This window comes from Polaromonas glacialis, assembly GCF_000709345.1.
Taxonomy (GTDB): Bacteria; Pseudomonadota; Gammaproteobacteria; order Burkholderiales; family Burkholderiaceae_C; genus Polaromonas; species Polaromonas glacialis.
Window position 1 is genome coordinate 76,992 of sequence record NZ_KL448328.1, and the last position, 23,941, is coordinate 100,932.

General features: G+C 60.9%; 26 protein-coding genes. 7 read left to right on the forward strand and 19 right to left on the reverse strand.

Features of this window, described 5'->3' with window-relative positions; all coding sequences use genetic code 11:
• Nucleotides 1-37: 37 nt before the first annotated feature.
• Nucleotides 38-214: a hypothetical protein gene (locus EC86_RS0125285; RefSeq protein ID WP_156955525.1), complete on the reverse strand. Its 177-nt coding sequence runs from the start codon at nt 212-214 to the stop codon at nt 38-40.
• Between the two features lie 462 nt (nt 215-676).
• On the opposite strand from EC86_RS0125285, the gene EC86_RS0125290 reads away from it, so the two are divergent.
• The 4 genes from EC86_RS0125290 to EC86_RS28320 all read left to right on the forward strand — a co-directional run bounded on the left by EC86_RS0125290 (nt 677) and on the right by EC86_RS28320 (nt 3,812).
• Nucleotides 677-1,456 carry a response regulator transcription factor gene (locus EC86_RS0125290; protein ID WP_029528516.1) on the forward strand — a complete coding sequence of 260 codons (780 nt, stop codon included), beginning with the start codon at nt 677-679 and terminating at the stop codon, nt 1,454-1,456.
• Nucleotides 1,457-1,825: 369 nt separating this feature from the next.
• On the forward strand, nt 1,826-2,134 hold the full coding sequence (locus tag EC86_RS0125295) for a hypothetical protein (protein ID WP_029528517.1): 309 nt from the start codon (nt 1,826-1,828) through the stop codon (nt 2,132-2,134).
• A gap of 142 nt (nt 2,135-2,276) precedes the next feature.
• Complete coding sequence (locus EC86_RS0125305; RefSeq protein WP_029528518.1) at nt 2,277-2,516, forward strand: hypothetical protein; 240 nt, start codon at nt 2,277-2,279, stop codon at nt 2,514-2,516.
• 468 nt (nt 2,517-2,984) lie between these two features.
• A complete protein-coding gene (locus EC86_RS28320) occupies nt 2,985-3,812 on the forward strand; it encodes a cytochrome P450 (RefSeq protein WP_084181783.1) in 828 nt (275 codons plus the stop codon).
• On the opposite strand, the gene EC86_RS29325 is transcribed toward EC86_RS28320, so the two are convergent.
• The 12 genes from EC86_RS29325 to hydA all read right to left on the reverse strand — a co-directional run bounded on the left by EC86_RS29325 (nt 3,754) and on the right by hydA (nt 15,968).
• Entirely contained in the window at nt 3,754-4,401 is a 648-nt protein-coding gene (locus EC86_RS29325) for an aspartate/glutamate racemase family protein (protein ID WP_029528520.1), read from the reverse strand. The two genes, EC86_RS28320 and EC86_RS29325, sit on opposite strands and share 59 nt — an antisense overlap.
• Nucleotides 4,398-5,312: a polysaccharide deacetylase family protein gene (locus EC86_RS0125325; protein ID WP_029528521.1), complete on the reverse strand. Its 915-nt coding sequence runs from the start codon at nt 5,310-5,312 to the stop codon at nt 4,398-4,400. The genes EC86_RS29325 and EC86_RS0125325 overlap by 4 nt, the downstream gene beginning before the upstream one ends.
• A gap of 228 nt (nt 5,313-5,540) precedes the next feature.
• On the reverse strand, nt 5,541-6,293 hold the full coding sequence (locus EC86_RS0125330) for a fumarylacetoacetate hydrolase family protein (protein WP_029528522.1): 753 nt from the start codon (nt 6,291-6,293) through the stop codon (nt 5,541-5,543).
• Nucleotides 6,294-6,324: 31 nt separating this feature from the next.
• The gene (locus EC86_RS0125335) at nt 6,325-7,734 is read right to left on the reverse strand and encodes an amidase (RefSeq protein WP_029528523.1); all 1,410 of its coding nucleotides are present in this window, start codon (nt 7,732-7,734) and stop codon (nt 6,325-6,327) included.
• Nucleotides 7,735-7,744: 10 nt separating this feature from the next.
• Entirely contained in the window at nt 7,745-9,037 is a 1,293-nt protein-coding gene (locus EC86_RS0125340) for a TRAP transporter large permease (protein WP_029523712.1), read from the reverse strand.
• The gene (locus EC86_RS0125345; protein WP_051676422.1) at nt 9,034-9,645 is read right to left on the reverse strand and encodes a TRAP transporter small permease subunit; all 612 of its coding nucleotides are present in this window, start codon (nt 9,643-9,645) and stop codon (nt 9,034-9,036) included. Before EC86_RS0125345 ends, EC86_RS0125340 begins: the two co-directional genes overlap by 4 nt.
• Before the next feature lie 65 nt (nt 9,646-9,710).
• Nucleotides 9,711-10,757 carry a TRAP transporter substrate-binding protein gene (locus EC86_RS0125350; RefSeq protein WP_029528525.1) on the reverse strand — a complete coding sequence of 349 codons (1,047 nt, stop codon included), beginning with the start codon at nt 10,755-10,757 and terminating at the stop codon, nt 9,711-9,713.
• Between the two features lie 120 nt (nt 10,758-10,877).
• On the reverse strand, nt 10,878-12,158 hold the full coding sequence (locus tag EC86_RS0125355; protein WP_029528526.1) for a TRAP transporter large permease: 1,281 nt from the start codon (nt 12,156-12,158) through the stop codon (nt 10,878-10,880).
• Nucleotides 12,155-12,703 carry a TRAP transporter small permease gene (locus EC86_RS0125360; protein ID WP_198026924.1) on the reverse strand — a complete coding sequence of 183 codons (549 nt, stop codon included), beginning with the start codon at nt 12,701-12,703 and terminating at the stop codon, nt 12,155-12,157. The genes EC86_RS0125355 and EC86_RS0125360 overlap by 4 nt, the downstream gene beginning before the upstream one ends.
• Nucleotides 12,704-12,727: 24 nt before the next feature.
• On the reverse strand, nt 12,728-13,744 hold the full coding sequence (locus EC86_RS0125365; protein WP_051676409.1) for a TRAP transporter substrate-binding protein: 1,017 nt from the start codon (nt 13,742-13,744) through the stop codon (nt 12,728-12,730).
• Nucleotides 13,745-13,791: 47 nt separating this feature from the next.
• Entirely contained in the window at nt 13,792-14,538 is a 747-nt protein-coding gene (locus EC86_RS0125370; RefSeq protein WP_029528529.1) for an aspartate/glutamate racemase family protein, read from the reverse strand.
• Entirely contained in the window at nt 14,535-15,968 is a 1,434-nt protein-coding gene (hydA, locus tag EC86_RS0125375) for a dihydropyrimidinase (protein WP_029528530.1), read from the reverse strand. Before hydA ends, EC86_RS0125370 begins: the two co-directional genes overlap by 4 nt.
• A 297-nt stretch (nt 15,969-16,265) precedes the next feature.
• On the opposite strand from hydA, the gene EC86_RS0125380 reads away from it, so the two are divergent.
• Nucleotides 16,266-16,991 (forward strand): maleate cis-trans isomerase family protein, encoded by a 726-nt coding sequence (locus tag EC86_RS0125380; protein ID WP_029528531.1) that lies wholly within the window; start codon nt 16,266-16,268, stop codon nt 16,989-16,991.
• A 130-nt stretch (nt 16,992-17,121) separates the two neighbouring features.
• On the forward strand, nt 17,122-17,835 hold the full coding sequence (locus tag EC86_RS0125385) for a GntR family transcriptional regulator (protein ID WP_051676410.1): 714 nt from the start codon (nt 17,122-17,124) through the stop codon (nt 17,833-17,835).
• A gap of 446 nt (nt 17,836-18,281) precedes the next feature.
• Here the strand turns inward: EC86_RS0125385 and EC86_RS0125390 are convergent, their stop codons facing one another.
• From EC86_RS0125390 to EC86_RS0125400, 3 genes are all read right to left on the reverse strand, one after another.
• A complete protein-coding gene (locus EC86_RS0125390; RefSeq protein WP_029528533.1) occupies nt 18,282-18,914 on the reverse strand; it encodes a glutathione S-transferase family protein in 633 nt (210 codons plus the stop codon).
• Between the two features lie 45 nt (nt 18,915-18,959).
• On the reverse strand, nt 18,960-19,835 hold the full coding sequence (gene yghU, locus EC86_RS0125395; protein ID WP_029528534.1) for a glutathione-dependent disulfide-bond oxidoreductase: 876 nt from the start codon (nt 19,833-19,835) through the stop codon (nt 18,960-18,962).
• 340 nt (nt 19,836-20,175) lie between these two features.
• Complete coding sequence (locus tag EC86_RS0125400) at nt 20,176-20,676, reverse strand: RNA recognition motif domain-containing protein (protein WP_029528535.1); 501 nt, start codon at nt 20,674-20,676, stop codon at nt 20,176-20,178.
• Nucleotides 20,677-21,295: 619 nt separating this feature from the next.
• On the opposite strand from EC86_RS0125400, the gene EC86_RS0125405 reads away from it, so the two are divergent.
• Complete coding sequence (locus tag EC86_RS0125405; protein WP_232230066.1) at nt 21,296-21,790, forward strand: universal stress protein; 495 nt, start codon at nt 21,296-21,298, stop codon at nt 21,788-21,790.
• Nucleotides 21,791-21,852: 62 nt separating this feature from the next.
• Here EC86_RS0125405 and EC86_RS0125410 read toward each other — a convergent pair whose 3' ends face one another.
• The 3 genes from EC86_RS0125410 to EC86_RS29330 all read right to left on the reverse strand — a co-directional run.
• Entirely contained in the window at nt 21,853-22,236 is a 384-nt protein-coding gene (locus EC86_RS0125410; RefSeq protein WP_051676412.1) for an H-NS histone family protein, read from the reverse strand.
• Nucleotides 22,237-22,566: 330 nt separating this feature from the next.
• The gene (locus tag EC86_RS30660) at nt 22,567-22,992 is read right to left on the reverse strand and encodes a transposase (RefSeq protein ID WP_198026728.1); all 426 of its coding nucleotides are present in this window, start codon (nt 22,990-22,992) and stop codon (nt 22,567-22,569) included.
• Between the two features lie 32 nt (nt 22,993-23,024).
• On the reverse strand, nt 23,025-23,941 hold a 917-nt coding region (locus tag EC86_RS29330; protein ID WP_232230067.1), incomplete at its 5' end, for a transposase.

Here is a 23,941-nt window from a genome sequence, read left to right on the forward strand (position 1 = left end):
CGCATGACGGGAGGATTTTGCAACTTGCTATGGGCCGTCACCAAACGGTCACGGTGGAAAACCCGGCGGCCACCAGCACCATGCCCACCATCAGCGCGAGCGCCAGGCCAATGGACATGCGCAGCCGCAGGCGACGCTTCTGGCGGGTCCTGTGGTCGCAGTAAGCGCGGTAGTCGCGGTTGTCCCAGTTGACGGGGTGGTTGGGAAAAAGCATGGGCACTTCCTTGTCCATCGGTGTGGAGGGGTTCGCTGCACAGGGCCGGTGCACGCCCGGTTCCATGGCGGCCAGGTCCCCTGCCGGGGGAGGTCGAGCCCAGTTTCGTCAAGACCGCGCTTGCCGCCAATCACGCCGATGGGGCACCCCATGAAAGCGGGTCGCGTTCGTCCTTGCAGCGCCTGTCTGCGCAGTGTCACTCTTGAATAGGCAGCTTTGTCACGAGTTTCAGGGGCTTTAACAGCGGGAATAAGCTGAAGCAAAAAATGGTAAAAAGTGAAACACTAAAAATACAATGGTATTTTTGGATAAATTTGTTACCACCTTGATATTGACAAGCCTTTCTCGCTGGAAAACTACCCGTTCCGATCCAGAGTTCAGAGCGCGCCGGACAGCCGGTAGAACGGTCACGAAAAACATTCTGCTGGATAGCCATCTACGGGAAACGTATGGAAATTTGTAATGAATCAAAAGGGCCCCCCCGATTCTTTGATCAAGAGCGCCTTGCCGTCGGCTAGTTACCATTTGACCCCGCATGGCGCCGCGCAGCCCGTGTGGCCGGGATTTCTCACCGGCCAGGCCGAGCAGCCGGTGCGCGTGCTGCTGGTCGATGACGATGCGCCCATGCGCCGCGAGATCGCCCGCGAACTGCTGGCCGATCGGCGCGTCTGCCTGGTGGGGCAAGGCAGCAGCGTGCGCGAAGGGCGCCAGCTGATCAGCCAGAGCGACTTTGACGTCCTGCTGGTGGACCTGAACCTGGGCGATGGCACCGGCTTTGCCCTGATCGAGCACCTCAAAACCGTGCGCCCCGCAGCCGAGGCGATTGTCATTTCGGCGATGGAAGACGCGCAGCACGCCTTGAGAGCGTTCGAGCTTGGCGCCACCGGCTACCTGGTGAAAAATTCCTGGTTCGGCAGCTTTCCCCAGGCGGTGCTCCAGGTCGTCAATGGCGGCGCCTCCATCACGCCGAATCTGGCGCGCAGGCTTCTGGGCAAATTCGAGCCCGCAGGGGGCAGCGCGCCTGCTGCGGCGAACCCTCACAAGGCCAGGGACGTACTGTCCGAGCGTGAGAAAGCCGTGCTCACGCTCGTCGCCGCGGGCCACACAAGCACGGACATCGGCACGCGCCTTGGCATCGGCAGCCAAACCGTCAACACGCACATCAAGAACATCTATCGCAAGCTCAATGTGCACAACCGCGCCCATGCGGTGAGTTTTGCTGCGACCCACGGACTTTTCTAACGCCGCCCCAAGCGCCTTCTGCAGCGCCCATCGATCAGAGATTCCACCACAGGGCAGGTGCCCCGTGCTGGTTGTCTGTCTTGTCGAGCGTATACATTGCGGTCATCAGCCGGCCCGATCGCTTGTTGCCTCGGGCACCAGGTCGCGCCGCGCTACAGCGGCCTTGATCGGTTGAAAGCGCGTTGTGTACCGACCTGATCCCCGCAGCGCCAGCGCCTGGGGTCGCGCTATCGCAGCGCACCGGGGTGTTAGGGCATAGGGCATAGGGCAAACGGGCTACGCACCTGTTCGCAAAGCTCTGCCGTAACGGCGTATATTTTCAAAAGCTAGTTGCATTGGCTTTTCACCCAACACCCGGGGAGCGTCACCATGGTTACCCAGCTGTCTTATCCATCCGTCGTCTTGGCATCGGGCCCAGCGGAAAAAACCGACGAACAACAAAACTGGCGCCTCCAAGCTGCGGCGCCCTGTGTTCACCTATTGATCGGCGCGGTGTGTGCGGCGGTTACTCTGCCTTTTGGCCTGAGGGCCGCCGCTTTGGCGCCCGTCGCCCTAGGCTTTGCGAAAGGTATTTTGAACCACCATGCCGGGAAGGATGCCGATCCCGCTAACCTGGTCTGGATCATTGCTGGCGCCGCGCTGGTTGTCGGCGCCGCCAAGCTGGCCGGGCTGGCTTGAGCCAAGCCGTCGCATGCTTTACGAGGTCACCGTCCTCAGGCGCAGCGGCATGAGGCTCCAGCAGTCGGAATGGCCCAGGCCACAGGTCTTGACGCTGGAGGTGCGCGACTAGGATGGTTCGAGCAACAACTTCAAGCGCCACATGCGGGTGGCCAACCTCTTCCTCATCAACGGCTGCACCAGGCAGACGGTGGCCACCGTCTTTGATCCGGAATTGCTGATGACCACGGCGGACGCAATGTTGATCCGGGGCACGGAGGTGGAAGTCATCAACAAGCGAACCCATGAGTTTGTGCAGATGTGGCTGTGCCGGCCGACGATCTACCAGGGGGCCCCGCTCAAGCCGTTTGACACGTCGATTCCAGCATTCGGACAGCCTTGAGCGGGAGCTGCCAGCGCCATGAAATCGCTTTCTTGCGCAAGCACCAAGTGAGCAAGACCCAATTTCAGGTCGGCGTCAACAGCCAGGTGCCCTGCAGGTGGGCGAGCGCGAGTTCCAGCACACCATCGAGCCGCTGCTGTACAAGCGCCAAGGACCCGCCTGGGGGACCGAATACGCACTGAGTGACATTCAAAAGCCCATGGGCCTGTCCACCGACACCGTGCCGCATACCCTGCCGGAGAATGAACCTTTGCGAAGGTCAAAAACCCGTTGCACAACCTTTGTACAAGATTTCAATTTCGGAAAAAGCCGTAAGCACTGGCTACCGGACCTGTTTGAGAGGGATGACTTCGCCCACAATGTGTTGTGCGCACGTCATCAGTTGATGCGGCGCAGCCTGCCAGGGCAGGCCCGAGGCTTTGGGCCTTGGCCCACGCTCGATGAGCCGCGAAGGAAAGCGAGGCCATCATGCAAACCGACATACCGGACAAACTCGTGGCACAACCGCCGCACGTTCTGCGCCACTATGACGAACTGCCGGGTCCGCGCGGCATTCCACTGCTGGGCAATGCACTGCAGATCGAAGCGCCGCGCTTTCACCAGCAACTCGAACAGTGGTGCGGCGAGTACGGACCCCTGTTCAAGCTGCAAATTGGCAATCGCAAGATGCTGGTGGTCGGTGACCATCAGGTGGTGGCTTCGCTCTTGCGTGATCGGCCTGACGGCCTGCGCCGCACGACCCGCTTCAAAGCCATCTGTATCGAAATGGGTTTGCCGCTCGGCGTGTTCGCCGCCAATGGCGACACCTGGCGGCGCCAACGCCGCATGGTGATGGCGGGGTTTGATCCGGGGCATGTCAAGCGCTACTTCCCCGCCTTGCAGGCGGTTTCGCAGCGCCTGGTCGGGCGCTGGCAACGGGCCGCTCAGCAGGGTCTGGCATTCGGCGCACGGGTCAATACGCTGGAGTCTGACGACGACGTGATCCAGCAGCACCTGGACAAAATCTTCCCGGCCCTTAACAAACGCATCCTCTCGCCCGTGCCGATCTGGCGCTTCATGCGCTCTGCGGCCGACCGCCAGCTCGAGCGCAGCATTGCCGAGGTTAATTCGGCCGTCGCCGGTTTCCTTGCGCAGGCCAGAAGGCGCATGCAGGCCGATTCCCTCTTGCGCGAACACCCCCGCAACCTCGGTTGTTGGCCCGGCTGGTGGTCGGGCGCAAACGCGACGGACGGTGCAATTACGACCCGCTGGCCAAGCACTGCAAGTGGGCAATCAGGTTGGCGACTGGATCGATAACTTGCTTAAATTCTTCCTGGCGCAATGCCTCACCCAAATCCAGACCAACAGCACCGACGATGAAAATCGGCGCAGAAGACGCTTCAGTCAATTGCCGGCATGTCTTGCGCAGCAAATCAAGTACAGCCTCTTTCGCTTCAGCGACAGCGGCCGGGGCGAACGCCATTACCGTGGTGTTCAATACAACGCTTTGATTTTCTTCCATTGAAAAAAGCGCTTGATAAAGAGGAGTCATTGATGAGTCAAAGGTGATCACCTGCAGCTGCTGCGCCTGACTTCGATGCCAGGCAAGGACACTGCGTGTAAAACCGTGGACATCGACGCCGCCCAATCGACGCGCGGTCTCAAATCCAGTATCCAGTGACGACATCATCACCAGTCGCGTGAAGCCGTGGGTCAGCTCCTTGTAATGTTTTTCAAGCAGTGCCTGCGATTTGAACTCATCTTGCAAAGAGCCAATAATTTGCGGCGCTCCCGCCAGGCAACAGACCTCATAGCTGTCAGGCAACCAACCCTGCGCGGCGATCTGGCGCCTCAATATTTTTGTGATCGTGTCGCTTGAGTTGGGATTTAGAAACAGTGTCTTCATGATGATGCGGCAGGCGCCGGAAAACGTTCAAGCCAAAACCGGGCAATGTCTTGGCGCCGGCAGAACCAGATGTCACTGTGCTCAGCCGCACGCAGGAGGAATTCGCGCAATGCTTCTGCTCGGCCAGGACGCCCGGCCAATCGCAGGTGAAGTCCGATCGACATCATCCTGGGGTGCGTTTTGCTTTCTCTGCGCAAACAATCGAGCGTGCGCTGCAGATGGCCAATGAAATCATCCGGGGTGTTGAAACCGGGCGCGGACGCAAACCGCATGTCATTGCAGTCAAAGCTGTACGGCACAACCAAATGTGGGCAATTGTTGGCCCTTGTCCAATAGGGCAGGTCATCGTTGTAAGCATCACAGTCATAAAGAAGCCCGTGTTTTTGGGCCAGGGCGCGGGTGTTCATGCTGACCCGGCCGGTATACCAGCCAACGGGTCGCACGCCGCACAAGCGTTCGATCGCATCGAGGGACTGCCTCATGTGCTGGTTTTCGGTTTCACAGTCCACTGCGTCATAGTCGATCCACCGCGCACCATGCGAAACCACTTCATGCCCTTCTTGTACGATTGAGCGTGCCGCCTCAGGATGCTTCTCAAGAGCGCTGGAAACCGCAAAATAGGTTGCAGGAATCCTGCACTCGCGCAGCAGATCAAGAAGGCGCCAGTGACCCACGCGGCTACCGTACTCATAGTGGGACTCGACCGCAAGGTTTCGCCGTCCCGGACGAGGCTGGGCGTCGGCAACATCACTGTTGAGAAACTCCGAGCACTCATCGCCGTCGAGCACACAGCTCTCGCCGCCTTCCTCGTAGTTGACTACGACGCTAAGCGCTATTCGCTTGGCTCCTGGCCATACAAACTGGGGCTGGACACGTCCATAGCCCACAAAATCCCGGATCAACTCGTTCATTGCCAACTTTCACTTTAAGGGCGCAAACAGTTATTGATTGCAGATGCTGACCCTGCGATGAGCCATGTTCAGCCTGCTGAGCGCGCGCGCAATATGATCAGGCAAGTGCTTGCGCATGACTGTGGTACTTGCAAGAAATGGCGGCCATGGATGAATCATTAGGAAAAAATGTTCAGTTTGCTTTTCGAAAGCACGATCTCGTTGAACTCACAGATGCCCATGCCCATGCTAAAGCTGGACGGATGCGTTGCCAATGCCTGGGAATACGGCAGTCACGAGGTCACCTGCTGAAGCGTTCAGAATGCCAACCCAGGTGCCGGTGGTTACCACGGTTCCGGCCAGGACGCTACGCCCACCTTGTGTGGCGTGACGTAACCACGCCGGAAGCAGGAAAGCTGGATCTCCCAGCGAATGGGTGCCACAGCGCTCAATCCTGGTCTTGGTGCCAATTTCTACCCGGCACAATTGCTTGCTCCAGTCGCGTGGGACATAAGAGGACCAGGCGCTGGGGATGAGTGCGCCATGCGACTGCAGATCGGCCAATTTCGCAAATGGCGGCGCCTCGAGCGCTTCTTCCCAGCGCGAATCAACCACCTCGATTGACACGCACATCGCGTCGACCAGTTCCATCGCGCAGCTTTCGCCCAGCGTCATCGCCAGCGCCGCATCAACGTCGCATTGCAGACGCAATGCGATTTCGGCTTCGATGCCGCGCAAATGAAATGGCCATCCTGCGGCCTGGGCCGGACTCGTCCACACACCTTGCGGGGGCAGCGGCGCGTGCGTCAGCGCAGACGCCCGCGAAGGCCCGCCGGATTTCCAGTGACGTGCTGGCTCCGCATCGAACCAGCCCAACGCCTGGGCGACTGCGTCCTGCGCGGCATAGGCCGCTTTTGCATCCGTGGGGCAAGCACCTGCGGCCATCGAAGGCTGGCCGCTGCGCCGTGCTTCAATCAAGCGGCGAGTTGTCTCGTCAGTCATGGGATTGCTTTCATGGGAGTGCTTTTCTCGGTTAGAGCGAGGGCCAACGATGGGCCCATGGCGCGATTGCTTCGTATTGAGCCCCGAGCGCCAGCAATGCCTCATCGCTACCGTAACCACCGACCAGCTGCAAGCCGATCGGCAAGCCTTCGGCCGATGGCGAGGCCGGCAAAGCAAGCCCAGGCAGTCCAGCGGCGTTGACCCAACCGGTATAGATGGCGTGCCCCCGGGGTCCAACCTCCCGGCCATCGATGCGCTGTGGATAAGCTTCGCTCGCTGCCCACGGCAGCGCTGCGGCGGACGGCATCACGATCACATCCACATGCTCGAAAAGCTGCTGGCTGTCACGGCGAAGTTGCTTGACCCGCTCGATAATCTGCCACAAACGGGACGCTGGCAGGCGACGGCCGGCCTCAGCCATATCGCGGTACTGCCGTGAGGCCATGCCTTCCCAAAGCGGATGCTGATCGAACATGCTTGCCAGACCGATCTGTCCGATCTGCGGCCAGGCTTCGGAAAAAAAACCCAGATCCAGAGGCAGCGCACCTGCTTCGATACGGTGGCCAAGAGCTGCCAGTTGCCCTACGGCGCGCCCCACACTGGCGGCAATCTGCGGATCCAGCGGCGCGTCTCCCATGCGCTCGACATACAGCACGCGCAATGGCCCGGCCTGGCGAGGTTGAACCGCCGCTTGCGCCGCAGCGAGCGACGACCGGTCGACCGGCGCCGGTCCGCGCAGCGCCTCGAACAGCAACTGCGTGTCGGCCACAGTGCGCGCCAGCGGGCCGATCACTTCGAAGTCCAGCAGCAAACTGGGCAGCGCATGCTCACGCGGCCATGCACTGAGCGATGGCTTCAGGCCCACCACCCCTGCGTGCGAGGCCGGCCGCCGGATCGACCCTCCCCCGTCTTGGCCAATGGCCAGCGGCGCGATACCGGCGGCCACGGCGGCCACGGCGCCGCCGCTGGAGCCGCCAGGCGTCAACGCCGGCGCCCACGGATTGCCAGTGACACCGAACAGCGGGTTGTCCGTATAACCTTCAAGCGCAAACTCGGGCACGTTGGTCTTGCCGACGATGAGGGCCCCGCCGGCGCGGGCGCGGGCCACCGCCAGTTCGTCGTGCCCGGTCTGGTGCTGGCGCAGGGCTGGTGTGCCCCAGGTCGTTGGCATATCAGACGTCAGCAGGCTGTCCTTCACGGTCAAGGGGATGCCATCGAGTGCTGACAAGGGCTGCGCTTGAGCGTGGCGCCTGGTAGCCGCCTCCGCTTCCTCTAGAAACCGCTCGTCGCGGCGGACAACGATCGCGTTCAGGTGCGGATTGACCGCGTCGAGCCGCACCAAGCAGTCCTGCGCCACCGCCAGCGGCGTCAATGAGCCCTCGCGAAAGCGGCGGTGCAGTTCCACAGCGGAAAGACGCCAGAGTTCAGGTGATTCGGTCATTGCATTCGCCTCACATCTTCGAGGGCAGCCAGGAGACGATCCCCGGGAATGCGATGATCAGCAGCGTGAACACGAGCATGATGATGACGTAGGGAACGGCGCCCACCATGGCGTCACGGATGCCGCCCTTGTCCGGCCGGATGCCATGCACGACGAACAGGTTCATGCCCACCGGCGGCGTGATCATGCCCAACTCGCACATCAGAACAATGAAGATGCCGAACCAGACCGGATCGACCCCCAGGTGGGTGACGATTGGAAAGGTGATCGGAATGGTCGCCACCATCATCGACAGCACGTCCATGAACATGCCAAGCACGAAATAAAAGACGACCAGCACCAGCAGCATCTGGGTGGCCGACAGACCGAACGATGTCACCCAGGTGGTCATCGCCTCGGCAACGCCCGTCAGACTGATGGCCAGATTCAGGATGAACGCGGCGGTGATGATCAAGAGGATCATGCCGCTGGTCTTGGCGGTTTGCACAAAACAGTGTTGCAGCAGCGTCCAGTTCAGCTTTCCGCCGTGCCAGGCGAAGAACACTGAGGTGACAACACCGAGCGCGGCCGATTCGGTGGTCGTTGCCAGACCGGTGTAGAGGCTGCCCATCACGATGAAGAACACCACCGCTGGCGGAATCAGGTCTTTCAGCAGGCGCAAGCGCTGCGCCAGCGGCACCTTTTCCTCACGGATGGTGCTGCCCGTCAGGAGCGCGTGGCCCATGATGAAGAGCATGAAACACCCGGTCAGCAAGAGTCCAGGCAGGATGCCGGCAATGAACAGCTTGCCGATAGAGGTATCGGTCAACGAGCCATAGATGATCATGTTGACCGATGGCGGGATCAGGATGCCCAGCGTGCCGCCGGCTGCGATCGCCCCGAGCGACATGTCCATCCGGTAGCCGCGCTTGTACAGCGATGGCAACGCCACCGTGCCCACGGTGGCTGCAGTGGCCACCGATGAGCCTGAGGTGGCCGCGAACAGGGCGCTGCAGCCGATGCCGGTGTGCAGCAAGCCACCGGGAAGCCGGCCCAGCCAGGCAGCCAGTGCGCCGAACATGCGGTCGGCGATACCCGAGCGCAGCAGCAATTCGCCCATCAGCACAAACAACGGGACGGCCGTCAGCAAGTTGTCGTTGTGCACGCCCCAAAGCACCGGGGCGATGGAGTCGATGAATGGCATGCCGTAAGCCAGCAGGCCGCCGACGATTCCAACCCCCGCCATTGCAACGGCGATGGGCAGCCCTAGCAGCATCATGCCGAGCATGAGGCCAAAGGCGAGCAGGATGTAAGTGACGTTCATGCGCGGGCTCCCGGGGCGGTAATGTGATGGACATGGGGCGCATCGTCGCTTGAGCGCGTCTTGAGATCTTCAACCTCTTCATCGACTTCCTGCTTGGTCGAGCGCGGGCCGTAATCGGCGTTCAGCTCGTCGGTACGGCCGCTCAGCAGTAGGATCGACGCATGGATCGCAAATGCTGCAGAGACCAGGGCGAACATGATCAGACCGAGCAGCCAAGCGCTTTGCGGGTAGACCAAGGGGGTCGCCCAGGGCGTCTGCGCCACACTTTGGTAAGCCTGTGTGTCCCGGATCACGAACCAGGCCAGCCAGGCCATCAAGCCGGCGAACGCGGCAAGGGAGGTGACCGACAACCAGTTCAACGCCGTTTGCAACCACGCCGGCAAGCGCTCGTGAAAGACATCCACGCGAATGTGCGTGCGGCCGATCAGTGCCAGACTGAAAGCGATCGTGGCACCGATGGCCAGCGCGTAGCCACCCAGTTCATCGGCACCCTGAAGCGACACGGTGAAGACCTTGCGCATCACGGTCTCCACCGTCACCACCACCGACAGGCCCATGAAAATCAGGCCAAACAGTGTTCCGAGCCAGCGCTCGATGAAATCTTTCATCATGTCATCCTTGTTGAATGCAGTTCAGTGGGCAGCACCCAGCGGCACGCCACCCACCCGCACAGTTACTGAACGCCGATCACCTTGCCGACGGTTTTCTTCCAGGCATCAGAGCAGCCTGGATTGGACTTGTCGCAGATCTCACCCCAAGTCGGCAGCGAAACTGTGGACACGGCCTTGCGCAAGGTGGCAATATCCTCGGGCTTGACGGGCACATTGACGAGATTGAACTTCTTGCCAGTGGTGCATGGGTCCTTGCCTGCGTTGCAATTGAGCGCGTCCTGCGTCAGTTCCTGCGAATAGGTCCAGATATCGTCGGTCAGCGTCTTGAAGGCCGTCTGCATTTTTGTTTTCTGGTCCGGGGTCAGTTTGTTCCAGGACTTGAGCGAGATCGCGTATCCGTTGAGCGCCATCTGGAACCCTATCGGGTACTGGTGGGTCGTTACCTCGGGCCAGTTCGACGAATTGGCAGAGCTGGGGCCGGAGATGGCGCAATCGACAACGCCCAGCGACAAAGACTGGTGCACCTCGGTAAATGAAAGGGGCACCGGCGTGCCGCCGACGGATTCAATGAACTTGGACAGGTTCTGGTCGTAGACGCGCACCTTCATGCCCGCCAGGTCGCCCAGCTTGGTGATCGGCTTCTTGCAAAACAAGATCTGCGGGCCAAATGGCCAGACGCCCAGCAGCTTGACCTGAAAACTCTTTTGCAGGCGAGTGTCGAGCGTCTCTAAATAGGCGTCGTAAACTTTCCGGGCGGTCGGGTAGTCGGGTGACGCGCCGACGAGGTCCATGCCCAGCAGCGTTGGCTCATCGCGTGAGTTCTGCGAGACCCGCAGCGAAACGATGTCGAACAAGCCCGCCTTCAACACACGCAACTGCTCCGTGTCCTTGATGCCCAAGGTGTCAATGGACTTGTACTCGGCATCGATGGGCAGGCCCGTGTTCTTGGCGAAATTGTCGAAAAATGGTTTTTCCTTGTTTTTCTGGATCAGGCCGGTCGCGGCCGGCTGGCCGACCACCTTGAACGTGATGCGCTCCTGCGCGCTTGCTGCCATGGTCAAGCCCACGGCCAGGCTCAATGCGGCGAAGGTTTTGGTAAGACGGAACATAGGGGAACTCCTTTTTTCGATTGCGGTTGGGAAACGGGATTGAACTGCCGCGCGCCAAATGACATGGCGCAACGGCTGAGAAAAATGACATGCACTTGTCCTTTGTGCCTACCAAAGCGGTTAATAGCCGAGCGCGCGCGGCAGGGCCGTCACGAAAGAAGGCACCAGCATGCAGACCAGCAGCACGCCGTACATCAGCAGGATGAAGGGCCAGAGGTTGCTGACCAGCTCGCGCATGCGCACGCCGGTCACGCCGCAAACAACGAACAGCACCACACCCACCGGCGGCGTCAGCATGCCGATGACCAGGTTGAGAACAAACAGGAAGCCAAAATGCAGCGGATCGATGCCGTACTGCAGGGCAATTGGATGCAGCAGCGGCACCAGCATGATGTAGGCCGCGTTCGATTCGAGGAACATGCCGACCACAAAGAGCAGCAAGGCGACCAGCGCGAGAAACACCAGCGGATTGCTCGTCAGCCCGCGCAGCAGTTCCGAGAGCTGCTGCGGCAGCAGGTCCACCGTCATCAGGTAGGTGATGATGGAGGCAAAAGCGATCAGCGCGCCCACCATGCCCGAGGTGATGGCCGCCCGCACCACGATGCCGGGCAGATCGGCCAGCTTGAGCGTTCGAGTGACGAAAAATCCCAGCGCCATGGAATACACCACCGCAATCGCCGAGCCTTCCGTGGCGGTGAAGGCGCCGCCGACAATGCCGCCGATGACCAGCACCGGCATGGCCAGCACGATCAGCGAGCGCCGCAGTTCCTTCAGTACGGCGGCCATCCGAAACGGCTCGCCCGTGACAGCCCAGCCGCGGCGCGTGGCGATCCACGAACAGATGGCGAGAAAACCGGCGGTGATGATCAGTCCGGGCACCACACCGGCCATGAACATGCCGCCGACCGACACCGACGAGCCCGCCATGAAGGCATACACGATCATGGCGCCTGAAGGCGGGATGATCGGCCCGAGGTTGGCGGCAGCGGCCACGATGGCGGTGGCAAACCCTTTGTCGTAGATCTTGGTCAGCGACGGCACCAGCATCGACGACAGCGCGCTGGCGTCCGAGACCGCCGCGCCCGACACGGTCGCCAGGCCCGCGCCTGACAGCATGGTGACATGCGCCATGCCGCCACGCACCCGGCCCACCAGGGTGTTGGCCAGCGCAATCAGGCGCTCGACGATGCCGGCCTTGATCATCAGTTCGCCGGCGAGCATGAAGAAGGGAATCGACATCAGCGGGAATGAATTGACCGCATGCATCATGCGCTGCGGCACCATGCTGAAGTCCACTCCGCTGTACCACAGCGCGCCCAGCGCGGCCACGCCCATGGAAAAGGCGATAGGCAGGCCCAGCAGGGCCAGCCCCATGAAGGAGATGATGACGGCAAGGCTCATTCGGCACCTCCCAGGGCAGGCAGGGGCGCGCCGACGATGGCGATCCGCGCCAGGTGCAGGGCACTCAGCAGCGCGCCCAGTCCGACTGGCACGATGAACCAGCCAACGCTCCAGTCCACGGTCGCCATCAGTTCATCCCACTGCTCCTGCGCCACTCCCAGGGACGCCCACGCGATGGCCAGCATCAGGGCTGCGCATAGGGCTGCCGCCGCGCGCCTGAAGGCCAATTGCCAGCCTGGCGGCAGCTTGTCGACCAGGATGTTGATGCCGATGTGCGAACCCTGGCGCACCCCCAGCGGAATGGCCATGAAGATGGACCAGACGAAAGCGAGCCGCCCGACCTCGTCCGCCCAGTCCAGGGACAGGTTGAAGCCGTAGCGCAGCGCGACCTGCGCCGACACCACGCCCACCATCACCGCCACGGTGGCGAGCAAAATGGTGGTCACCAGACGGTCCAGCCCGCCCAGCATCCGCTCCGCCAGGGGGTGCGCAACGGCCGCAATCGGCTGACCGGGCATTTCAGTTGCGTTTGTTTTTGCTGTCATGGCACTCTCCATGGCTCGATTTCCTTAGCGCTTGGCCACTTCGGCCAGCACCTGGTTGACCAGGTCCGCGCCGGCGCGCTTTTTGACATCCTCGATCACAGGCGCGGTTGCGCGGCGCATTTCATCGAGGGAAGCGGCAGAGATTTCGGTGTAGGTCATCTTGCCCTTGAGCTCGGCCAGGCGCTTGGACTCGTCTTGTTCGGCCAGCTTGCGCTGAAACGCAATCGTCGATGTCATGGCTTCGCGGATCGCCTTCTGGTGCTCGGGATTGAGCTGCTCGAAGGCCTTGCGGCTGGCCACCACGGCAATCAGGTCGAAAAAGTGGCCGCTGTTGGACAGGTGCTTTTGCACTTCGCCGTAACGCGCGGCCGAAATCACGGTGTAGGGATTCTCCTGGGCATCGACGACATGCTGCTCCAGCGCCGAATAGAGTTCCTTCACGTCCATGGCGACCGGATTGGCGCCCAGTGCCCGGAAGGTGTTGAGGTGGGTTTCATTGGGCTGCAGGCGCACTTTGAGTCCTTTGAGGTCGGCCATGGTCTTGATCGGACCCCGGCTGTTGGTGATGTGGCGCATGCCCAGCTCCATCCAGCCGAGCGAGACAAAACCCTTGGCTTGCAGCTTCTTGTCGATGGCATCGCCGACAGGGCCATCAATCACGCGAAAAGCTATTTCACGGTTGGAAAATACGAAGGGCAGGCTGACCGCTTCCAGTTCGGGCGCGATTCGGGAGAGGAAGGCCGCGCCGACCCAGGTCAGTGCCAGCGTGCCAGAACGCACGGCGTCCACGTTTTCCTTGGCGCCGCCCAGTTGCATCGCCGGAAATACATCGACCTGCAGCTGGTTGTTGGTCAGCCGGGCGACTTCTTTCTTGAACACCTGCTCGACCGCCACGCTGCTCGGGTGTTCGGACGCGAAGTTGCCGGCGATCTGCAGCTTTTGCTGGGCTGCTGCCGGCGCCATGGCGCAACCGAAGGTCACGGCAGCGGCAGCGGCCATACGGGCCATCAGGGGGAGTTTGAAATGGGAGCGAAGTTTCATGGCGGTCTTTCGTGGCATGGAATAGAGGATGGAATAAAAGACGAAAGTCAGGCCGAGGGGTCCAGCAGCCGGGCAATGGCCGGCGGCAGGCCATGGTGGGGTTTGGGCGGCGGCGGTGAAAAACTGCCGCGCCGGGCCATGCCGGGCTGCAGCGCCACCAGGGTTTCGGCCTGCCGTACCGCGCTGGACACGCCATCGACCGCCGGCACCGGCAGACGGCCCTTGAGCAGCCGCGCCAGTCCGGCGAGCGGTGCGCCGGCCAGGATGATCACGTCCGTGCCGTCCTCGTCGACCGCGCGTTCGGCCAGCGCCTGCAGGGCCTGCGCATGCTCGTCCTGAACGGCGCCGATGCTGGCCAGCGGCCGGTCCAGCGCACGGATGCTGGCCAGCCGCGAGCCCAACCCGTAAGACTCGACCACTTCGCGGTACCAGGCCTGGATGCGCTGTGAAATGGCGATGATGGAAATGCGCCGTCCCAGCAAGCAGGCGCTGGTCAGCGCGGCGTCGGTCAAACCCACCACCGGAATGGGCAGCACTTCGCGCAAGGCCATCAGGCCGGGGTCGCCGAAGGCGGCAACCACCACAGCGTCATACTGCGCATGGTGCTCGGCAGCCAACTGGGCCGCCGCATAGCCGCCGATCAGCGCTTCAAAGCGAGTCTCGATGTAGGCCACCCCAAACGGCGCCGTCAGCACCTCGATGTGCGTGCCCGGCGATGCGCTGCGCTCGGCTTCGCTGCGGATCAAGGCCGACACGCTGTCCGAGATGTTCGGGTTGATGAGCAACAGTTTCATGCGCGGCCTCCCGGCTGGCGCGGCATCAGGGACGGCGCGCCCCGGCTCAGAAACTGGCCGCTACCGGCACGACCGTGGAATTCCTGGCCATCCCACACCACCTCGCCGCGCGAGAGCGTGAGGCCAGGCCAGGCTTTCAGCGCCATGCCTTCGTAGGGCGTGTGGTCCACCGCATGGTGCAGCTGGGTGTTGCGCAGCACCAGGTCGCGCTCGTCCCAGATCACCAGGTCGGCATCGGAACCGATGGCAATCGTGCCCTTGCGCGGATGCAGACCGTAGGCCTTGGCCGGGTTGGTCGCGGTCAGTTCGACAAACTTCTGCAGCGTGATGCGCCCGCCGAGCACGCCTTCGGAATACAGCAGTGCCATGCGGGTTTCGATACCCGCCAGGCCGTTCGGAATATGACGGAATTCGACCTCGCTGCCGCCGGGCTTCTTGCCTTCGCTGCCGTCGTAGTTGAAGGGCGCATGGTCGGACGAAAACAGCGTGAACAGGCCATCGTTGAGGCCGTTCCAGATGATCTCCTGGTTGGCCTTGTCCCGTGGCGGCGGGCTGCAGATGCAGCGGGCGCCCTGGTAACTGTCATCGATTCCCAAGTCCTCGGCGGTCAGGAACAGGTACTGCGGACAGGTTTCGGCAAAAACCTGAAGCCCGTGGCTACGAGCCCATCGGATCTGCTCAATCGCCTCGCGGCCGGAAACATGAACGATCAGGATCGGCACATCCACCAGTTCGGCCAGGGCGATGGCCCGATGCGTGGCCTCGCGCTCCACCAGCATTGGCCGCGCATGCGCATGAAAGCGCGGCGCGGTACGCCCGCCCGCTTCCAGCCGCCGGGTCAGCCATTCGATGCAGTCGGCATTCTCGGCATGGATCATCGCCATGGCGCCGTGCTGGCGCGCCACATCGAGCACATCGAGGATCTGGCCATCGTCGAGCTTCAAGTCGTCATACGTCATGTAGATCTTGAACGAGGTGTAGCCCTCGGCAATCAGCGCCGGCAACTCCTCCGTCAAGACCTGCGCGGTCGGGTCGCTGACGATCAGGTGGAAGGAATAGTCGATATGGGCGCGGCCATCGGCCCGCCGGTGGTAGTCGTCGACGGCCGCCCGCAGCGACTGTCCTTTTTCCTGGGCTGCGAAGGAAATCACGGTCGTCGTGCCGCCGCAGGCCGCCGCACGCGTGCCGGTGTTGAAGTCATCGGCCATGCGCACCGGCGGCGCCATCGGCTGGTCAAGGTGGCAGTGGGCATCGACACCGCCTGGGGTGACCGTGCGGCCGGCGGCATCAATTTTTTTTTTGCCCGCGCCCAGATTCGTTCCTAACTGAACAATCCGTCCACCAGTGATACCGATATCTGCGCTAAAGGTATCGCTGGCCGTGGCGATGCGTGCATGTCGGATGACCAGATCAAAGGCTGTATCAATCATGCCAGTACCCTGGATGCACCAAAATGGTGAAATTTGGTTAACTTCAATGAAAACATGCATGTTGACAATATCTTGTTAAGTTTGTTTTGGTGCATCATGATGTGTATGGCAAAGATTGAGATAGCTAGAGCAAATTCTGGGCCTGTTTCACTCAAACACGATTTGTGAACGACAATTCATGCTAACGTGATAGTTAATATTCAATCTTAGTGTTTACACTATTGTCAACATTTGCAGCAAAACTTGTAATAAGGCAATGGCCTTATTACAAGCCTTCCTTTTTATTCGGAGCTTGCCTTGACCCCACCCGTTCGCCTTGGTGTGCTGACACCGTCATCTAACACAGCGCTGGAGCCGCTGACCAGTGCCATCGTCGCCAGTATTCCTGGCGTGACGGCCCATTTTTCGCGTTTCAGGGTGACGGAGATATCGCTAAAGACACAGGCGCTCGAGCAGTTTGACGACAGCAAGATCCTGGCCGCTGCCGAGTTGCTGGCCGATGCAAAAGTCGATGTGATTGGCTGGAGCGGTACGTCCTCGGGCTGGCTGGGCTTTGATGCGGATGTCCGGATGTGCGAGCGCATTCACCAGCACACCGGTATCCCGGCCACCACGGCGGTGCTGGCCTTGAACGAACTGCTGGCGCTGCGCGGCATCAAACGGTTGGCGCTGGTGACGCCTTACACGGCTGATGTGCAGCAGCGCATCATCGGCAACTACCGCGCCCTGGGTATTGAAGTGGTCGCTGAACGCCACCTGGGCATCAGTGTCAACCACGACTTTGCGCTGGTCGAACCTGAAGCGCTAGGCGCACTGATGAGGCAGGTTTCTACGGCGCAACCCCAAGCCCTCACTACCTTCTGCACCAACTTGCATGCAGCCAGTTTGGCTGAGGAAATTGAAGCCAGCCTTGCCATTCCTTTGCTCGACACTGTCAGCACCACGGTTTGGGGCATGCTGCGCAAGGTGGGCGTCGATCCGGCTGGCGTGCGCGGCTGGGGCCAGCTTTACGGCTGGCGCTAAATGTCTTTCAATACGCAACAAACGGCTTGATAAACTCCTTGCGGATCGCGTCGATGTCGACCCGCCTGCCGACGTCCTGGTATTTGTGCCAGTTGGCATCAGTCTATTGCTTCCAACAAATAGTTTAAATATGGCCCGCACAGCGCAAAAAACACCCCCCGTGGTTCATCTTGAGCGCGAAACTGCGAATGACGGTATTTACGAAAAAATCTACGGTGCCATCGTCGAGCATCGTCTGCACCCAGGCACCAAGCTGGGCGAAGACCGTCTGGCCAACATCTTTGGTGTGAGCCGCGCGCGGGTACGCGAAGTGCTCGGGCGCTTAGCACATGAGCAGATCGTCAACCTCTATCCGCAACGCGGTGCCTTTGTGGCCCAGCCTTCGCCAGAGCAGGCCCTTGATGTGTTCGAGGCACGGCGATTGATAGAGCCTGCGCTGCTGCGCCGCCTGATCCACACCTTGACCAACGACAAAGTGGCGCGCTTGCGCCAGCACCAGGAACTCGAAATCGATGCGCGGCGGCGCGACGACAAGCGGGCGATGGTTCGCCTGACCGGCGAGTTTCACCAGTTGTTGGCTGAACTGGCTGGAAATGCTCCTTTGACACGCAGCATGCGCGAACTGACGACCCTGACTTGTCTGATCATCATTTTGTACGATGCACCGACTGCTTCCAGTTGTCGCGCTGATGAGCATTCTGAAATCATCGATGCTGTGACTAAACGAGATGCGGCGCGTGCTGAACGCCTGATGCTGGAGCATCTCGATCACATCGAACGCAGCTTGAAACTCGACAGTTCAACCGAAGCAGTGGATCTGGAAGCGTTGTTCGGGTCCTCTTGATCCGGCCATTTAAAGTCCGGATCTTTTGTGCTTTCGTTGCAGTCATCGATGTGGATTTTGGCTCATATCAAGGAAAGTCAACAAGCTCTTCACCATTTGAATGCTGTTGTGCTCCCCCCCCCACGGGATCGATCGTCAGGGATAACTTGCCAGACTTCTTTGCGCGGTAAATCACAATCGCGGCCAATTCAGTCAGCACGATCGCGTCATCATTGATCGCTGGAATCTGCTAGAAAGGCAATTGCATTGCTTCAAGCGCCCAGAGAATCCGCAAGTCCAGCGTGTTTCCACGCGCCATAACGTTCACGCGGGAATTCATGGACTTCTTTAAGCATGGAAATAGCCGGTTTGGTTGGGCAGGGATCGGTTAATTTAATGCGGGTGCGCCATAGGCAAGGCTTGGTGCTTCAGCCGCAGGCCACACAACATCACGCTGAGCTGCGCGTCTACAGTGACATCGACGGCCGCTGGGCCATCGCCGCCCGCCAGCGCTGCAGGTGCGGGTGTTGTTCGCCGGGCTTGATTCTCACTACGCGTGCAAAGTCCAGGGCCACCACCGCAGTGATGTCGGCCACGCTGAAACGGTCGGTGGCGATGAAGTCCCGGTCAGAGAGGCGTTCGTTGAGCATGACAAGGAACTGCTGCACCCTTACCAAGCCGCGTTGCGCCAGCTCGGGAATCTGCGGGTAGTTCATCTGCCCGGGCAGCGCCCGGTTGGCCATGGCCGGCGCACTGTTGCGCAGTGCTTCGGCGACGGCCAGCAGCCCTTCGAACTCGACGCGCCAGTTCCAGCTGGCGATTTCTGCTTTTTCGTCCGGGGTGGTGCCCAGCAGCGGAGGCTCTGGGTAACGAGCCTCCAGGTAGGCCGTGATCGCCGCATTGTCGGTCAGCATGGCCCCCTCCCCCGTGCGCAACGCTGGGACCGTGCACTGCGGATTGATTTGTTGGTAGGCGACGCTCAATTGTTCGGAATTCCTCAGGTCCACCTGGACCGTCTCATGGGAAATCCCTTTTTCGGCGAGCAAAATGCGGACGCGGCGCGGGCTGGGCGCGGTGGCGCAGTCGTACAGGGTGATCATGGTTCAGTTCCGGTTGGAGCTCAGGACAGGCAAGCCAACTGAGCCTCAAACTGGCGCAGCCAGCTTGTCCTGGGTCTGGGTGTCAAAGTCGCCGGCTTCATGGCGCTCATGCAATTGGCTGGACAGCGCGCCCATGGTGCGGTTGACCATGCGGCCGCGCTGGGCGGCCGGACGCTGGGCAATCTGGTCCGTCCAGCGCAGCACATGGCGGTACGCCTGAACCTGCAGGAATTCACCCGCTTCGTACAGCTGGCCCTTGACCAGCGTGCCGTACCAGGGCCACACCGCCATGTCGGCCACGGTGTACTCGTCCCCCGCCAAATAGGCACTTTCGGCGAGCCGACGGTCGAGCACGTCAAGCTGGCGCTTGACCTCCATCGCGTACCGATCGATCGCGTACTCTATTTTTGTGGGCGCGTAAGCGTAGAAATGACCAAACCCCCCGCCCAGAAAAGGCGCACTGCCCATCTGCCAGAACAGCCACGACAGGCATTCGGCGCGCCTGGGCCCGTCCGCGGGAAGAAAGGCGCCGAATTTCTCGGCAAGGTACAGCAAGATCGCCCCGGACTCAAACACCCGAACCGGCGCCGGTCCGCTGCGGTCCACCAACGCCGGGATCTTGGAATTGGGATTGGCTGAAACAAAACCGCTGCCGAACTGGTCGCCCTCCTGGATGCGGATGAGCCAGGCGTCGTACTCGGCGCCCGTGTGCCCTGCGGCCAGCAGTTCTTCAAGCATCACCGTCACCTTGACGCCGTTGGGCGTGCCCAGTGAATAAAGCTGCAGCGGATGGCGCCCGATCGGGAGCTCCTTGTCATGGGTGGGGCCTGCGGTCGGTCGGTTGATGCTGGCAAAGCGGCCACCGCTTTCCTTGGCATGAGTCCAGACATGGGGCGGCGTGTAAGAGGATGAGTTGTCCATGGGGAAGGTAGTTTGTCGTGATGAAAACTTGTGGGGCCAGGGTTTCAGGCGCATGGTACGCAGATCGCGGTCCATTGAAGTTTGATCCATGCTGGCGATGCTGGCTGTCCCCGCTTCAAAGGACTGGAATTCTTACGCTGAGCCGATCTTGCGGCTTGCATGGAGGTGCAACAGAAAATCGACAATAGGGACAATGGTGCTTGGACGCCAACCTGCATAGGCTCTTCAAGGTAAAAAGGCTTCAACACCGAAGTTTCGAAGCCTTTTGTGCCTTGCTCAGCGCAAGGCCAGGGCAGCCGGTAGCAAGCAGCATCGTTGCCGTTGACCGGGTGTGCAGGGTTTAATAACCGCCGCGACCACCACCACCACCACCACCACCACCGTAGCCATCGCCGCCAGAACGATCGCCACCGCCATAGCCGCCGCCACCCGAACGGCCACCGCCGCCATAGCCGCCGCCACCCGAACGGCCACCGCCGCCATAGCCGCCGCCAACACCAGAGCGATCGCCGCCACCGCCACCATAACCGCCTCCGCCAGAACGATCGCCACCGCCCCCACCGCCGAAGCCGCCGGTGCGTGGAGGACGTGCCTCCATCGGACGGGCTTCGTTCACGGTGATACTGCGCCCGCCCAGAGGCTGGCCGTTCATGCCGCTGATGGCCGCTTGCGCTTGGGCATCATTAGCCATCTCGACAAAGCCAAAGCCTTTGGAGCGACCCGTGTCACGCTCCATCATGACCTTGGCGCTGGTGACCGCGCCAAATTGACCGAAAGACTGTTGCAGGTCTTCGTCACGCACCGTGTAAGGCAGGTTGCCGACGTATAGTTTGTTGCCCATGAAGGGAATTCCTCGAAAAACACAAAAACAAAAGCGATGGGGTCTAGAGAGCACAACACAGAACAAAAGTAGCGCTGTCGCCTGCGAAACGGACCGATCGCCTAGCGCTGTGCGAATGCTTTGGCACCCGCACAGTTGAAATTATGCGTCAGCCCAGCTCGGGGCCATTGCCTTCTTGGCGCGCAACACGCGTGTCCAGCGGTAGAAATGCACCGTCCAGCCGAAATGATTCAGTATCCCGTTTTTCCATCCCGTTCACCATCGCTACCGACCTAGCTGTCCATGAACGTTCAGCGCCGTCCTCGGCGCGCACATGGCCTTGCGCCCCGGGATGGATCTGAGGGTTTACGCAGCAGCGTCTGGACGTGCCTGGCAGTTCACTCCGGCATCACTGACCCATTTGCCTGACCCACTCGCCTGATCCACTGGCACGGCGAACATACAAAATCCCGCGTGATGAACGGCCTTGGGGACTCGATGGCTCCAGCAGGACGCCAGGTGGCTGCCAAGCGTAGAAGCTCTTTTCAACAGTGCCCGGGAAGATGGCAGGCTTCTTAGCCGGCCATGGCCAAAAGCAGCGCCATGAACTGGCTACACTGAACTTTCAGCGCTGCGCCTGGTGTTTGAGGCGCAGACGTTCATTGCTTTTTTTGTTGAGGATTCATCACCCATGTATAAGCATCTTTTTGTGCCCGTTGACGGCTCCGAACTCTCCCACCGTGCGATGGATGGCAGCATTGAAATCGCTGTGCAATTGGGGGCGCGCATCACGGGCTTTGTGGTCGAGCCCGATCTGCCGCTTTCCACGAACGCCCCGCGGGGTGATGAGTTCATGAATCGCATCAAGGACCATGAATCCAAAAATGAAGCGCACGCTGCAGCCTTGCTGGGGCAGTTTGAAACGCGCGCCCAAGCCAAAGGGGTGCAGTTCACCGCCCATCATGTGACCTCTTACACGGTCGATCAGACCATCGTTGACGAGGCCGAAAAAGCTGGCGCCGACATGATTGTCATGGTCACGCACGGGCGCAGCCGAGTGGGGAAATTCGTATTCGGCTCGCATACCAAGAACGTCATCATCGAAAGCCGGCTTCCCGTGCTGGTGCTGCGCTAAGGGCAGTTGATCGGGGCGCTCTTCCAGAAAAGAAAACGACCCGATTCGGGCCGCCTGTTTGTTTACTCTGCTGCTGCGCTGCCAGAGGCGGCCCGGTTCTGATCGATCAGGAAATCTTCCCGGGTCTTGCCGTCGACGAGCAAGTCGTTGAGCCACTTCGGCGCGGTTCCGCGGCCGGTCCATTCCTGACCCTCGGGTCCGCGGTATTTCGCGGGCGACGCCGCAGCCGGCTTCTTGCCTTTTGTCGGACTCGCTACTTTGGCCAGTGGCTGCCTTGGCTTTTGTACCCTGGCCGCCGGACGACTGAGCTCCTCGGCGGTGATGCCGTAGGCGGCCATTTGCTCACGCAACTGGGTCAACACGGCAGGCCGGTTCTTTTTCTGCAGTTCAGCGGCCTGCTTTTCCATGTCGGAAATTTGCTGGCGGAGTTTGACAAGTTCGTTCATTTTGGGTTCTTCTGGAGTTGTAGCAGCACGTATCGTACTGCCCCTAGGGAGCGCGCGTCTTCGTTGTTCGGTTTCCTCAAGGCTTTGACGCATTCCTGAATCCGTGAGTTCAAAAAACGCGGCCTGATTTTCAAACTGGAGTGGACAAATCCCGGTGGAATATGCCGTGCTGTCGCGTACTGAAGCGGTTTATGGCGACGCCATGAGGGCGGGCAAGGCGGTTTTCCCAGGTTTTGAGCAGCATGAAGATTTTCCAGCCCAGGGCTGAACATGCCGCGCTGCGCGCAGGCCAGGTAAATGGAGCATGGGGCAGCGCGAGGATTTGCGCTGCTACGCGGTTGCGAGTTGCCCGTAATGCCGGTCAAACACCGCAAAGCCACTGTCGTTCGCGCCCAGGCCGAGCACCCAACGCCCAGCATGGCGGATCATGCGGGCGGCTTTGAACATCATCTCGTGCAACACCGTCTTGATACGCCGGCGCTGGGCCGGGTGGCGCACGGGCGCATCGGGCTCGTTCAGGGTGTTTTGTCCAATCAGGCGCAGCAGGTTCATGGCGACCGCAGCGAGCCGACAGACCAGATAATTGGTGTCAAACTTGCCACTGGGCAGGCGCTCCAGGTCCATATCGGACTTGAACTCGGCGTGAAACTGCTCGTGCGTGGCGTGGTCGGCGTACAGCGCAATGATGTCTTTCGCCTCAAAGCGCTCGGGCAGCGTCGTCGTCCAGCCGTCGAGCACATATTCGGGCAGCAACAAAGCATTGCCGTACTTGTCGATCGTGCGCTCGGTCAGGCGGTAAACGCGCCGGGCCGGATTCGCTGGGTTGCCGACATCGACCAGATCGAGCCTATCCTGCCAGACGCACTCGCGTTTGCCCGGGCGCAGCGTCTGCCAGGCATTGTTCGGATCGCCCGCCTTTCCCACTGCCACCGTCTCAACTGGGGTCTTGCGCGGGTTCCACTTGATGATTGAGGAGCTATCTCGCGTCCAAGAGCCGCGCCCTGGGCCGAGATTTCCTGCATCAGCTTCAAAGAGCAAAAGCCCGAATCGGCACGCACCAGCAAAGGCCCCTTGACCAGGCTTGCCGCCAGGGGCAGCGCGCGTTCGAGGTTGTACTCGCTCTCCCGGGCCGAATGCTGCACGCCGGGGCGCAGCGCCAACTCTAGACAGTAACCCAGGCGGCCCAGGTACACCGCCAGCGGACAGTAACCATCAACCCCCGCGTAGGTACGCCCGACCAGTTCCTTTTGCGTGTCGCTGTTGTCCATCGCGAAGGTGTCCAGATCCACTGGCGTGTAGCCGCAGCCCAGCGCGCCAAAATCAATGGGCCGCCCTTCAATACGGCTGCCCAGCAGCGCCTGGTTGATCTGCGCGGCCAGTTCAAACCAGTCGCTGGCCTGGGTGTTCAGGCGCTGGCGCAGCGTCGGACTCGACGGCACCGCCTGCAACCCCAGCGCGCGCATGAAAAAAGCGTTACCCCGAAAGCTCTCGATGGCGTCAAAGTCGTTCTTGCCCAGGCACAGCAGCCCGAGGTAGCTCTTGAGGATGTCGCTATTGGCAATGCCCGAGCGGACCGGGAAGGCCGGATCGATCAGCGCGTTGATATTGATGCGCTTGAGATATCTGCCAATCAACGCCAGTCCGGCATGGGAACTGAGGTCGTAGGGAAGTCGCTTGATAAGAAAATCGGTCATGTTTTCGCTCA

What these genes read in the sequence shown, in the direction of transcription:
- EC86_RS0125285 (WP_156955525.1), bottom strand. Translation starts at nt 214, where the DNA reads ATGCTTTTTCCCAACCACCCCGTCAACTGGGACAACCGCGACTACCGC.
- EC86_RS0125290 (WP_029528516.1), top strand. Translation starts at nt 677, where the DNA reads ATGAATCAAAAGGGCCCCCCCGATTCTTTGATCAAGAGCGCCTTGCCG.
- EC86_RS0125295 (WP_029528517.1), top strand. Translation starts at nt 1,826, where the DNA reads ATGGTTACCCAGCTGTCTTATCCATCCGTCGTCTTGGCATCGGGCCCA.
- EC86_RS0125305 (WP_029528518.1), top strand. Translation starts at nt 2,277, where the DNA reads ATGCGGGTGGCCAACCTCTTCCTCATCAACGGCTGCACCAGGCAGACG.
- EC86_RS28320 (WP_084181783.1), top strand. Translation starts at nt 2,985, where the DNA reads ATGCAAACCGACATACCGGACAAACTCGTGGCACAACCGCCGCACGTT.
- EC86_RS29325 (WP_029528520.1), bottom strand. Translation starts at nt 4,401, where the DNA reads ATGAAGACACTGTTTCTAAATCCCAACTCAAGCGACACGATCACAAAA.
- EC86_RS0125325 (WP_029528521.1), bottom strand. Translation starts at nt 5,312, where the DNA reads ATGAACGAGTTGATCCGGGATTTTGTGGGCTATGGACGTGTCCAGCCC.
- EC86_RS0125330 (WP_029528522.1), bottom strand. Translation starts at nt 6,293, where the DNA reads ATGACTGACGAGACAACTCGCCGCTTGATTGAAGCACGGCGCAGCGGC.
- EC86_RS0125335 (WP_029528523.1), bottom strand. Translation starts at nt 7,734, where the DNA reads ATGACCGAATCACCTGAACTCTGGCGTCTTTCCGCTGTGGAACTGCAC.
- EC86_RS0125340 (WP_029523712.1), bottom strand. Translation starts at nt 9,037, where the DNA reads ATGAACGTCACTTACATCCTGCTCGCCTTTGGCCTCATGCTCGGCATG.
- EC86_RS0125345 (WP_051676422.1), bottom strand. Translation starts at nt 9,645, where the DNA reads ATGAAAGATTTCATCGAGCGCTGGCTCGGAACACTGTTTGGCCTGATT.
- EC86_RS0125350 (WP_029528525.1), bottom strand. Translation starts at nt 10,757, where the DNA reads ATGTTCCGTCTTACCAAAACCTTCGCCGCATTGAGCCTGGCCGTGGGC.
- EC86_RS0125355 (WP_029528526.1), bottom strand. Translation starts at nt 12,158, where the DNA reads ATGAGCCTTGCCGTCATCATCTCCTTCATGGGGCTGGCCCTGCTGGGC.
- EC86_RS0125360 (WP_198026924.1), bottom strand. Translation starts at nt 12,703, where the DNA reads ATGACAGCAAAAACAAACGCAACTGAAATGCCCGGTCAGCCGATTGCG.
- EC86_RS0125365 (WP_051676409.1), bottom strand. Translation starts at nt 13,744, where the DNA reads ATGAAACTTCGCTCCCATTTCAAACTCCCCCTGATGGCCCGTATGGCC.
- EC86_RS0125370 (WP_029528529.1), bottom strand. Translation starts at nt 14,538, where the DNA reads ATGAAACTGTTGCTCATCAACCCGAACATCTCGGACAGCGTGTCGGCC.
- hydA (WP_029528530.1), bottom strand. Translation starts at nt 15,968, where the DNA reads ATGATTGATACAGCCTTTGATCTGGTCATCCGACATGCACGCATCGCC.
- EC86_RS0125385 (WP_051676410.1), top strand. Translation starts at nt 17,122, where the DNA reads ATGGCCCGCACAGCGCAAAAAACACCCCCCGTGGTTCATCTTGAGCGC.
- EC86_RS0125390 (WP_029528533.1), bottom strand. Translation starts at nt 18,914, where the DNA reads ATGATCACCCTGTACGACTGCGCCACCGCGCCCAGCCCGCGCCGCGTC.
- yghU (WP_029528534.1), bottom strand. Translation starts at nt 19,835, where the DNA reads ATGGACAACTCATCCTCTTACACGCCGCCCCATGTCTGGACTCATGCC.
- EC86_RS0125400 (WP_029528535.1), bottom strand. Translation starts at nt 20,676, where the DNA reads ATGGGCAACAAACTATACGTCGGCAACCTGCCTTACACGGTGCGTGAC.
- EC86_RS0125410 (WP_051676412.1), bottom strand. Translation starts at nt 22,236, where the DNA reads ATGAACGAACTTGTCAAACTCCGCCAGCAAATTTCCGACATGGAAAAG.